10 protein-coding genes and 1 riboswitch are annotated in these 11906 nt (G+C 48.0%); of the genes, 1 reads left to right on the forward strand and 9 read right to left on the reverse strand.

Annotated elements, in window-relative coordinates; genetic code table 11:
- Positions 1-23 precede the first annotated feature (23 nt).
- The 9 genes from ACQ5DJ_RS00400 to ACQ5DJ_RS00440 form a co-directional block, all read right to left on the reverse strand.
- Positions 24-353: a DUF2085 domain-containing protein gene (locus ACQ5DJ_RS00400; protein ID WP_429840700.1), complete on the reverse strand. Its 330-nt coding sequence runs from the start codon at positions 351-353 to the stop codon at positions 24-26.
- A 500-nt stretch (positions 354-853) separates the two neighbouring features.
- Positions 854-1702, reverse strand: coding sequence for a PepSY domain-containing protein (locus ACQ5DJ_RS00405; RefSeq protein ID WP_429840701.1), 849 nt, complete (start codon positions 1700-1702; stop codon positions 854-856).
- A 12-nt stretch (positions 1703-1714) separates the two neighbouring features.
- On the reverse strand, positions 1715-3079 hold the full coding sequence (locus ACQ5DJ_RS00410; protein WP_429840702.1) for a HAMP domain-containing sensor histidine kinase: 1365 nt from the start codon (positions 3077-3079) through the stop codon (positions 1715-1717).
- Positions 3080-3082: 3 nt separating this feature from the next.
- Positions 3083-3769 (reverse strand): response regulator transcription factor, encoded by a 687-nt coding sequence (locus ACQ5DJ_RS00415; RefSeq protein WP_429840703.1) that lies wholly within the window; start codon positions 3767-3769, stop codon positions 3083-3085.
- 97 nt (positions 3770-3866) lie between these two features.
- Entirely contained in the window at positions 3867-5207 is a 1341-nt protein-coding gene (locus ACQ5DJ_RS00420) for an SLC13 family permease (RefSeq protein ID WP_429840832.1), read from the reverse strand.
- 56 nt (positions 5208-5263) lie between these two features.
- Complete coding sequence (locus tag ACQ5DJ_RS00425; RefSeq protein WP_429840704.1) at positions 5264-6448, reverse strand: glycerate kinase family protein; 1185 nt, start codon at positions 6446-6448, stop codon at positions 5264-5266.
- A 144-nt stretch (positions 6449-6592) separates the two neighbouring features.
- Positions 6593-7591, reverse strand: a complete 999-nt coding sequence (locus ACQ5DJ_RS00430; protein WP_429840705.1) for an ABC transporter permease — start codon at positions 7589-7591, stop codon at positions 6593-6595.
- Between the two features lies 1 nt (position 7592).
- Positions 7593-9083: a sugar ABC transporter ATP-binding protein gene (locus ACQ5DJ_RS00435; RefSeq protein ID WP_429840706.1), complete on the reverse strand. Its 1491-nt coding sequence runs from the start codon at positions 9081-9083 to the stop codon at positions 7593-7595.
- Positions 9084-9177: 94 nt separating this feature from the next.
- On the reverse strand, positions 9178-10197 hold the full coding sequence (locus ACQ5DJ_RS00440) for a sugar ABC transporter substrate-binding protein (RefSeq protein WP_429840707.1): 1020 nt from the start codon (positions 10195-10197) through the stop codon (positions 9178-9180).
- A 96-nt stretch (positions 10198-10293) separates the two neighbouring features.
- A riboswitch (SAM riboswitch) is annotated at positions 10294-10413 on the reverse strand.
- 201 nt (positions 10414-10614) lie between these two features.
- Between ACQ5DJ_RS00440 and ACQ5DJ_RS00445 the strand changes: the two genes are divergently transcribed.
- Positions 10615-11868, forward strand: a complete 1254-nt coding sequence (locus ACQ5DJ_RS00445; RefSeq protein ID WP_429840708.1) for an ATP-binding protein — start codon at positions 10615-10617, stop codon at positions 11866-11868.
- Positions 11869-11906 lie beyond the last annotated feature (38 nt).

Consider the following 11906-nt stretch of genomic DNA (forward strand, 5'->3'; position numbering starts at 1 on the left):
TGTGTACATAGTGGCATATCGCTTCACCTGAGTCTCTCTACCAAAAACCAAACGACATTGGAAATGAGTAAAGACTGTCCGACTCCAAAACTGAACCCTGTGAAAAATCGCAGCTTGTTATTGCTTGTTCGCCACTTCCATTGTTGGGTAAAGCCATCCATCAGCATCGGCAATAATAGGAATTCAATCAAATAGTAAGAGGTCACGATATGCATCCCTGCAAAAACAGGCGCCAGCAGGTATCCCGCTAGTATTGAAACACATCTGGCACATAGCGGCATTTGCTTACCACCGATATAAAAGGAACGATCTGGTCGCCGATGACAGGGAATCCACTGCGTATTGATCTTCATCAACTCCCTCAATCTGGCTTACAATCGCAATCACAATCTGGTGCATCACAATCTGGACAATCGACTGGAAGATAGTTGCAATCAAACATGCTACTTTTACGCTTTCTCCTATTTGTTGAGTAATAGAGGAACATGCTAATCAATACAAGAAGCCCAACAACGATCAGGACTCCTCCCGTTACATAATCCCCTTGATACAGAAATACGCCTCCCGCTATCCATGCGATCATGCAAAGCGTTAATCCAACAAAAAACAGGTACATCCTCTCCCTTCTTTTCTTTCTACGTCAAAGAGTATTTGCAGTTTCACTGTACGCTACGACCCGGCTGATTTGTTATGGCGATGACATAGTTATACCACTCTGAACACGTGTATTTGAGCCGATAAACGGGGATAGGGACAGGTCGCTTCCGTCGGATATGTAATCATCACTTTTCTCCCGAACGAAAAAAACCGTCAATGCAGACACTGACGGCTTTCTCTAAATGAATTCCAAATCCTAATCATCATCACCATCATCCAAATCATCGTCGTTGTCGACGGAGTTGGTGTCACCACTTGTAGAAGTATCTGCCGGAGCACTGCCATTTTTATCGGCTGGTGTCTGATCATCATCGTCATCGTCATCATCATCGGTAGAGCTATTGTCGATGGTGGTCGTCGAAAGCACTTTTCCGGTAATAGCATGTATGCGTACATCTACCGTTTTGGAGTCTTTTTTCGTGATCACCCGATAGACTGCTCCACTCTTTGTCTCGATTAAATCAACATCATCGATCTTGCCGCCACTTGTTCTTTCCGTCGCAATCTGTTTCGCTTGCTGTTCGGTAATTTTGGTCTGTGGCTGCGCTGATGGATTCGAGCTTTGATTCGGCTTTGGCTGCTGCTGTGTTTGGGAGTGGGTTGTAGCTGGTTTCCCCGTCCCTGCTGGCTTGGTCGCGTTGCCTGAAGCATCCTTCCCGCCGTTATTTGGTTGCGGCGCTGTGCTGGCTGTCGGAGTTGAACCCGGCTGCGTTGGATTCGTCGCCGTTTCGTTTGCCTTCGGCTGTGCAGTGGCTGCGACCAAGGAGAGCTCCTTCAAATCAATAATCTCGCCCGTATGTGCATTCACCATCACACTATATGTTCCACGCTCATTGAGGAGTTGGAGATTGTAAATGCTGTTTTCTCCTACATCTGTCATGGAGATCGATTCAATCTTTCCCGGGTAGCGGGTCGTCACGATCTGTTTGACTTCCTCCTCTGACAATGACTGCAAATCCATGCTCGCGAAGATCCGTTGCATGCCAAATGCCGTAGTGACTAACAGAAAACTCGCCAGCAGCCCTATTTTCCATTTTTTATTCATACGTACCTCCTGCTATTTCTTAGCCGGCCCCGGCAGAAAAACGGTCACGAGCGTCCATTTCCCTTCTTCACTATCGAGTGCAATATCGCCTTGATGGGCATCGACGATCTGTTTGGCAATGGAAAGACCGAGTCCTACGCCCCCTGTTTCGCGGCTGCGGGCTTTGTCTACACGGAAGAAACGATCAAAAACATGCTGCAAATCTTCTTGCGGAATCCCCATTCCGTAATCCTTCACTGAGATGTATGGGCGATCCCCTTGAAGCCCCACCCCAACCTCAATTTCATTCGAGCTGTATTTCATCGCATTGTCGAGTAAAACGACGAGCACTTGTTTTAGTTTTTGTTCATCGGCCATTACAGGAACCGATTCATGGTTTACGCCCAGTTGAAAGGACCTGCCATACGCATTGGTCAATTGTGCAATGGTCGTTTGGCACATAGAGACCATGTCGATTTCTTTGACATCCAGATTCCATTCGGCGCTATTGTTGGCGAGAAGAAGCATTTGATTGGTCATATCCTTCATGCGCACGGCTTCCGAATAGATCGCTTCCACCGACTCTGCCAAAACCTCAGGCTTTTTCGTCCCCCAACGCTTCAATAGCTTCGCATAGCTTTCTACTACGGTCAGCGGCGTTTTCAATTCATGGGAAGCATCTGAGACGAACTGCTGCTGCTTCTCGAAGTTTTGCTGTAATAAATCCATCATCTTGTTAAAGGTACTTCCTAACGCGTGCAATTCATCTTTGGATGTGTGCTCAAGCGGTATTTTCTTAAAAATACTGCGCGCTTGAATGTCTTCCATCGTTTGAATCATCGAGTTGACTGGTCGTAAAATCAGATTGCTCAACATGCGTCCGGCAAAAAAAGCAGGAATCAACACGAACAGCGATGCAAAAAACAGAACGTTTTGCAGCAAGCTCAAATTTTCTTGCAAACCCGCAATACTTTCAATAACTTCTAACGTGACAATTTTTCCATTCGTCCAAATGATCGGGACCTTGACGTACGCGTATTTCGCTCCGTTGACATCGAAGACACCGTCACTCGCTTTGCTATCAAAGATGGGCTTCGGTGCCGGGATTGGCTGCGTGCTGTCTACTTCCTGCGTGACGATAGCCCGCGATTGCTGATCGATAATCCGGATCATCCCGTTTGACGGCAAATATGGCTGCAGCAGCGTGGCCGGGTCGAAACTTTCCACACCATTCTGATTGAGTCCACTCTGGATATGCAGAACTTCTCGTTGCAGACGATCCAATTCTCCGTCTGTTGTCACTTTGTAGAACATGAAGTAAATGAAGCTATTGACCATGAGCAACAGAAGCAAGAGTGCGACCGTGGAGAACAAATGAATTTTATTTTTGATTTTCATAATCTACCCCTTCAGCATATAACCAACGCCTCGTACTGTATGCAAAAGCGGGGTTTCATACCCTTGGTCCACCTTTTTACGCAGGTAACGGATATATACGTCAACGACATTTGTGTCTCCGAAATAATCAAATCCCCATACGTGTGTAAGAATCTGTTCACGATTCAGAACTTGGTTTTTATTCTGCATCAGATAAAGCAACAAATCGAATTCACGCGGCGTCAGCTCGATCTGACTGGAACCTCTCGTCACTTCCCGGGATTTTTCATCCAGGCTTAAATCTGCTACTTCTACTTTGGAGCTGGCTTCCACTTTCCTCGTCATTTGGGACAAGCGGAGGCAGGAACGGATGCGAGCCAGCAGCTCTTCGATTTCAAAAGGTTTCGTGATGTAGTCGTTCGCTCCTTGATCGAGTCCATTTACTTTGTCCACGACAGCATTTCTGGCCGTCAACAAAATGACTGGCGTCGAGGAGTCCTTTACCCGAATCCGACGAAGCACTTCTATACCTGACAAACCTGGCAGCAGTACATCGAGCAAAATCAAGTTCCATCCGCCTTGATTGTATTGTTCCAGCGCCTCGATCCCTGTTTTGGCGATCTCGCTTTCGTATCCTTCGTATTCCAGCTCTAATTGAATCACACGAGCAATTTTCTCTTCATCTTCCACAATTAATATTCGCTCCGACATGTAATCCTCCTAAGCCTTGCATCCATTATCCAGTTGAGTTTAGCAAATATTGTCTGTGGATCAAAGAGTAATCCGTACGAAAGATATAATTTTTTACTTATATCGATAAACCCACCCACTGCCAGTACGCGTAATAAAAGACGACCATCAGTATCGCGTGGGCCGCACCAGCATACAAGCTCAATCGCAGCAGATCCTTAGGCAAAAAGGTCTCCTTGCCGCTTTCCTGGAACATGAGCAATGCTTTGGAGCTGACAGGGAAGGTCAGGCAGTAGTTCATGCCAACGATTCCTAAGAACAACACGGTCACTTCATTCAAATCAAGGCTGCTCGCAAAGTAGAGAAGCGGCGGAACAAGAATGACGGCTCTCGTTGTATGCGATGTAATGTAGAGATGAGATGTCAGTGTCAGCAAAGTAATGACCACAATGATCAGAAGCGATGATTCCCCTTCCAGTTGCTCGGTGATCGTGAACAGCTTCTTCATGATCCACTCTGCCGCGCCGCTCTCCAACAACGACTTTCCAAGTGCAATGGCTGCCCCTACAAACAGAATCAGGTTCCACGAGACAGACTGTACGCCATCCTTCCATTTCATGACGCCTACATTGGGGAGTGTCAAAAGAAAGGCGCCGACGACTGTCGTGGTAGCAATCTCGATTCCGTGAAACCGCTCTGTCAGCCAGAAAATGACCATCGCCCCGATCACAGCAACCGTATATTTTTCGTTGCGGGACAAGCTGAGGGAGAGCTTTTTACTCGCGAGTGGGCGCTGCATCTCTTCTTTGGTGAGAAACAGAACCAGAACAATCCGGCAAGTCACGATGCTGGCCACTATCCCGAACGGCAGTCCCCACAACAACCACTCCGCAAAGCTAATCCCTTCCCCATTGAACTCCTTTAGCATATCGAGTGCGATAAAATGGGAGCCCGCTCCGATCATGGTGGAGCTCGTCGATACTAAAATAATCGTCGGAATCAGGATCGCCATAGCTTTCGTGATTTGCTTGTTCCCGATTTCTGAGGTCAGCGAGTGGAAAACAGGCAGTAGCACCGCTGCGCGTCCAGAGGTAGACGGGATAAAGAAAGCGAGAAATTGAACGACGACCGTCAAGAGCCAAAACAAGCTTTTGACGTTCTTTGCCTTGCTCACGACCAGATCTGTGAGTTTGCCTGCCAAGCCTGTCACTTGAAGTGCACCACCGAGAATGAACGAGCCAATCATTAACCAAATAACATCGGAGGCGAGCGAGTCGAACAAAATTTCCTGGTCGGCTGTTCCTGTTACGACGAGGAGTAGCACGGAGCCTATTGCTACATAGGCGGAGTTTAGCGAGGTTGTCGTCCACAGGATCACAGCGACACAGAAGCAAAACAAGCTCCATTTGGCTTCAAATGTCAGGGAAGACGGCAGCATGAGCAGTAATTCAACGAACATAATTAGGACAATCGGAAGGACCCAGGCAGGTCTTTCCTTAGCAACAGTCTGTGCAATCACGATACTTGCTCCTTCGCCATTAAACGATTTGCGAGCTGCAGGCCCACCATAATGGTTCTCATGGAGCTTTCCGAGCAATCAGTCAGCCATTTCTGCGCATGCGTGAACGCTTCCTCCAACGTTGACGGCATCGGCAAAATACTCGTGTACGCATCAATTCCGTGCTCATAATTGAGTCGGGCACCTTTGCCAACAGTCCCCACCAAAGCCACTACCGGCAGGGCATGCTTCTTCGCCCGCTTGGCCACTTCCACTGGAATTTTTCCTCGCGGTGTTTGAAAATCAATGCTGCCTTCCGCCGTAAACACAAGGTCTGTCTCTTGAAGCATTCGATCCAAATCAATGTACTTCATGATGATGTCGTAGCGTGGATACAGATTCGCACCAGTCAGTGCATGCAGTCCAGCTCCCAAGCCCCCCGATGCGCCACTGCCCGGCATTTCTCTGACGTCGATACCGAAATCCCGCTCGATGATAGCCGCGAATTGTTCGAGTGCTTCTTCCAGCTCAACGACCTGCTCAGGCGTCGCTCCCTTTTGCGGGCCAAACACGCGAGCGACTCCGTTTTCCCCACACAGCTTGTTAAACCAGTTGCAAGCCACATCGATTTGCACCTGCTTGAGTCTTTTGTCTATGCCAGAAACATCGATTTTCGTTACTTTTGCTAGTGAGATTCCGCCTTCAATATGGATTTCTTGACCGCTTGCATCCAAAAATTTCGCACCAAGTGCTTGCGCCATGCCTGCCCCGCCATCGGAAGTACCGGAATCGCCGCAGCCTAGCAAAATACGTTCTGCCCCCATGTCCAGCGCCTCTTTGATCAATTCACCGACGCCATGAGTCGTCGTTTTGCGCGGATCACGCAAGCTTCTTGGAACCAGTCGCAGTCCCGCTGCTGCCGCCATCTCAATCACAGCCGTTTGACCTGTTGTCTTTGATCCGAATATCCCGAAATGGGAAGGAACCTTTTCTCCTACGGGGCCTGTTACTTCCTTATCGATAATCGATCCATTCGCAATTTTCACAATCGCTTTTGTAAAGCCTTCTCCTCCGTCTACCATCGGCAGTGTCTGTACTTGGGAGAGCGGGAGCACGCGCAAAATTCCTTCTTTCATGCACTCCGCTGCTTGCTCGGCATCTAAACTTTCCTTAAAGCCCGAAGGCACAACGAGTATACGCATAAAAACAACATCCCTTCTCTTTATTTGAATTTGCTTTTGCATTTGTCTCACTTGAGTAAGACCAATACTAAGCTTCAAAAAAGAGAAGGGAATAATAGGAAGATGAGAAATTGATGAGAGAAAAGCAAGAAGAACGTTACGATTCTAAGCGTTTCGCTTTCTGCGCAGTTGATAATAGGTCACAGCTAGGGCCAGCGCCAAAACCGCTCCCTTAATAATATCGTAAGCGTAATACGGTAGATTGAGCATTGTCATGCCGTTGAGCAGCACTCCGATCAGGATGGCTCCCACAAATGTACCGAATACGTTTGGCTTTCCTGCACCGAATACGGAGAAGCCTACGAAAGCAGCCGCTACTGCATCCATTAGCATGGAGCCACCACTACTCACCTGCCCGGTACCGATCCGCGCTGCCAAGAGCATCCCGCCCAAGCCTGCAAAAAGAGCGGAGAGCACATAAGCCAAGGTACGATAGCGATTCACAGGAATCCCCGACAGACGGGCTGCTTCCAAATTGCCGCCTGTCATGTACAGCATCCGTCCCTGTCTCGTATAGGTCAAGTACACATGCGTGATCGCGACAAGTAAAAAGGTCAGGATAACGGGAACCGGTACGGAAAGAATTTCTCCTTGGCCCAGCCAGAGGAACCATTCCTGGAATTTTCCCGGAGCCTGTGAGCCGTCCTGCATCGGCATGTTTGCGTAGATCGAGTAGCCTTGGGAATACGTCATATGAATGCCGTTGACGATGTAAAGCATCGCCAGAGTAGCCAGCAAATCAGGGATGCGGATTTTCACGACCAGGAAGGCGTTGACCAGCCCGACGAGCAAGCTAAGTACAATCGGAACAACCAGTGTCGTGAAAACTCCTTGTTCGTACCAAACCATCATCGAAGCAGAAACGACTGTGGTCAATGAAACCGTCGATCCTACGGACAAGTCAAAGCCTCCGACAATCAGCGAGAACGTAACGCCAATCGCGACAAATGTCACAATCGAGATGGAACGAAGAATGTCCGTCAAGTTGTCGTACGTGAAGAAATACGGGTTGGTCAAACTGAATAACAACATGACAATAACGATAACTGCAACCGTACCGTATTTGTAAACAAAATCAAATAAGCTAAACTTTTTATCTGCCACGTTACTCACCTCCGCTTGCGTAGTACATAATCAGCTCTTGTGTTGCTTCCTCGCGACTCAATTCCTTCACGATCTTGCCCTCGAACATGACGAGAATTCGGTCTGCGATCCCGATGACTTCCTGAAACTCACAGGAGAAATACAGGACACCCTTTTTCTGCTCGGCAAGATTTCCGATCACGCGGTAAATATCGCTTTTCGCACCGATATCCACCCCTTTTGTCGGCTCGTCAAACATAAAGAGGTGAGCGTTTGTATCCAGCCATTTGCCGATAGCCACTTTTTGCTGGTTTCCGCCACTGAGGAAACCGACCAGCTGCTTGATATCGGCTGTTTTTACACCAAGGCGCTGCACGAGCTCTCTTGCGTTAGCCGCTTCCGCCCCTCTTTTGATAAAACCGAGCCAGGACTTCTTTTTCAACGAGGCGACAGACAGGTTGTTCTGCACGGACTCTTCTACGAAAATTCCTTCTTTGCGCCTTTCCTCCGGGACGAGTACGATTCCTGCATCGACGGCGTCTTTTGGCGAGCGCAGTTGGATACGTGTTCCGTGCAATCGAATGGCACCGGCTTTTGCCTCATCCGCACCGAAGAGCAATCGGGCGAGCTCAGTCTTCCCTGCCCCAACCAGACCAACGACACCCACAATCTCTCCCTCGTGAACCTCCAGGTCGACTCCGCGTACTTTGCCACCAGCCACGCCTGACGCCTCAAAAATCGTTTCGCCAATCGGCACTTCCAGCTTCGGGAACTCCTCGTCAAAGCTTTTGCCCAGCATGTTCGCAATCACTTCATCCATGTTAGTCTTCGCCGTGTCTGTGGTCACAACATGCTGTCCATCGCGCATGATGGTGATCCGATCACAGATTTCAAAGATTTCCGGCAACCTGTGGGAGATATAAATGATCCCGACTCCAGCTTTTTTCAACTGCGCAATGATTTGAAACAGCCGCTCGCTCTCCTTCGTGCTCAACGGCGCTGTCGGTTCATCGAAAATGACGTACTTCGCCTTTTGAACGGTAGCCCGTGCTATCAAAATCAATTGTTTTTCCGACAGCGTACATTCTTCGACGAGCATCTTCACTGGAATGGAGAAGCCGAGGTTTTGTAAAATCTGCTTCGATTCGTTGTACAGGCTCTGCCAGTTGATCAGTCCCTTGGTTTTCGCCTGGACGAGCTGGCCCGTCAATATGTTTTCGGCAACGCTCAAATACGGGATCAAGGCGGTGTCCACTTCCTGATAGACACATTGAATGCCCTGTGCTTTGGCGTCCTGCGGAGATTGAATCGACACGGCCTGTCCATCGATGGTGATCGCACCGCCATCTGCCTGGTATGCTCCCGTGAGAATTTTCATCAGGGTACTCTTTCCCGCGCCATTGGCACCGAGGAGTGCATGAACCTCTCCAGCGCGCACCTCAAAATCGACGGATCGCAGGGCAGGAACCCCAGAAAACTGCTTCGCCATCCCTTTCATCTGCAATGTGGACATTTTTCACACCTCCTGTTTACCTGCGTATTCCAACCCCTATAAGGAAAAATCCCGTTGACGGGATACAGATCAACGGGAAAAGCCAATTTGGTTCTTACTTGCCCCAATCTTGTACGTATTGGGACAGGTCGCCCATCGTTACTTTCTTATCCTTCGGCAGGTCTTCCTGTTTCACCAGCACTGGATTCAGCTTCACGTTGTCTGGCACTTGCTCGCCTTTGATTTTTTGGAACACGGTTTGGGCATGAATGCGTCCGATATTGGATGGGTCTACTGCTGCCGTCGCTGTCCACGGAGAGTTTTCCGCCTGGATCATTTGCAGATCCTCATCGCTCAAATCGATGGAGTATACTTTGATTTCCGTACGACCTGCTTGCTGGATAGCACGTGTCGCCCCTTTGGCAAATTCATCCCAAGCTGCCCATACTGCTGTGATGTCGCCTTTGTTGGGATACTTTTTCAAGATCGCTTCCATCTGCGTTTGTGTATCGAGTGCCGTATTGTTGGTAGCAGAACCGAATGCCGCAATCTCTTTCAAGTCCGGGTATTTCTTCTGGAAAGCTTCATACGTCACTTGGCGTTTTTCCATAGGCGCAAAGCCAGCTACCCAAATTTTTACGATGTTGCCTTTGCCATTTGTATCTGCCGCCAGCTTCTCTAGGCTCAGCTCTGCCAACTTGTTGTCATCCTGCGCCACAACTGGCACACCCGGAATGTTGATGTCTGTATCAAACAGGACGACCGGGATTTTTTTATCCACGGCCTTTTGCGTGCCCTGCTGCAACGCTTCTGCCGTTCCATGGTCGATCAGAATGCCATCAAACTTTTGGTTCACAGCCGCATCGAGGTTGGACGCCATTTTTGCCAGATCGGTATCTGCGTTGAATACGGTCAACTCACCGCCGTTTTTCTCCACCTCTGTCTTCACGCCATTAATGTATTGAGCGGAGAACGTCCCTACGTTTTGACGCATGATTAATGCGATTCTCTTCGCGTTCTCTCCACCCGGCTTGTTCGTGCTACCGGTTCCGGTGCTTGTTCCTCCGCCGCATGCTGTAACGAGTACGGACGCAGCCACAACAAGTGAAGTCAGTAATCCCAGTTTCTTTTTCATCGCAAATGTTCCCCCTTTTTCTCTTTGAAAACAGATGATACATGCAAAAAATCCTCTTTCACAGAGAAAGAGGACAAAAATCGACAAGATTCTCGCCTCTTATCTGTCAGGTATTCTACCTGTTGGAGTTAGCACCTTGGCTCGAAAGAACACAATCTCTCGTGCTAGGTTGCCGGGCTTCATAGGGCCATTCCCTCAGCCTTCTCTTGATAAGAGTAGTTTCTATTTTCAAAACGTTTGTATAAGTATATACAGAATATAATCTGGCAATTACCTATCTGTCAACTAGGTTTACCGAAAGAATTTTCTTGATAAATATTCCAGTTTCTTGTGTACAACAAGAGGGATTTTGTTGTGTCTTGTCGAATTATCGTAGATTGATACAAGCCTAGCAAATATTTGCGATGGGGATGCTACATGAGTCTATTAAAAGAAGTTATACTTCAATGGTTTTTCGCCATTATCCCGTTTGTGTTTTTCAACATCTATTACCGTGACAAAATGAGGAACTACAGCCGTTCCTTTATTGTCATCATTAGCTCAGCCTGCATGTTTCTCGCGATGACCTTCGCCCCGAGTGTCACGAATGGCATGTTTTTTGATATCCGACATGTCATCATTCTTTTCGGACTGGTTTATGGCGGAATCGAGATTGCCTTGCTCCTTTTGATTGAAGCCTTGGTTTATCGGTACTATTTGGGTGGAGAAGGAACATGGGTTGCGCTGCTGATCCTTACAGTCAATTTTGTCTTGTCACTCTTTTTATATCGACACTACAAAGCCAGTTATCGAAAAACACTGTATCTTTTTATGACGAGTGCGATTTTTTCTACGGTTGCTTTAGGGACTACTTATTACTTTTTTCCCACGTATGTAACTCAACACCTCGTTTACTACACCATAGTGATTCCTATTCAGAACTTTTTCGGCCTCTGGTTATTAATGTCGCTTTTCAGCAAATGCGTTTCGGATAAGGAGCTGTTTATTCGCCACGCGCAAAACGAAAAAATCCAGACGATGAGCCATGTTGCTGCATCGCTCGCACACGAGGTTCGCAATCCGCTGACAGCTGTCAAAGGCTTCTTGAAATTAATACAGGAATCCCCGGAGAATTTGGTAAAAACCGATCAATACATACGCATCAGTCTCGACGAAGTCCAACGGACAGAAGCCATTTTGACCGAATACCTTGCGATTTCCAAGCCGCTCAAGGAACGGCATGAAATCATTAATGTTAGCGAGCATCTGCATGCCATCCGCGAAGTGATGCTCCCCTTTGCTAATATGCATAACGTGGAGCTTACGCTGCAAGACTTTGAGAGACCTGTGACGATCAAGGCCAATCCAGACGAGTTCAAGCAAGTGTTGGTGAATTTCATCAAAAATGCCATCGAGGCATGCTCGGATATTTCGGACGGAAAAGTCTCCCTGGACTTGCTCATCGAGCGAAACAAAGCACTGTTGGTCATCAAAGATAACGGTGTCGGCATGGATGCAGGACAGATCAGCCGTCTCGGAACGATTTATTTTTCTACGAAAACAACTGGAACCGGTCTTGGATTGACGTATTCCTATCATGTCATTCATGCGATTGGCGGAACTGTCAATGTATCAAGCAAACCACGAGTAGGAACCAAGTTCACCATTATGCTCCCGTATAAGGCACAGTAACTTCTTGCAGTTTTTGCAGAGGGACTGTGCCTTTTTCC

The organism is Brevibacillus sp. FIR094 (assembly GCF_050477165.1).
Taxonomy (GTDB): Bacteria; Bacillota; Bacilli; order Brevibacillales; family Brevibacillaceae; genus Brevibacillus.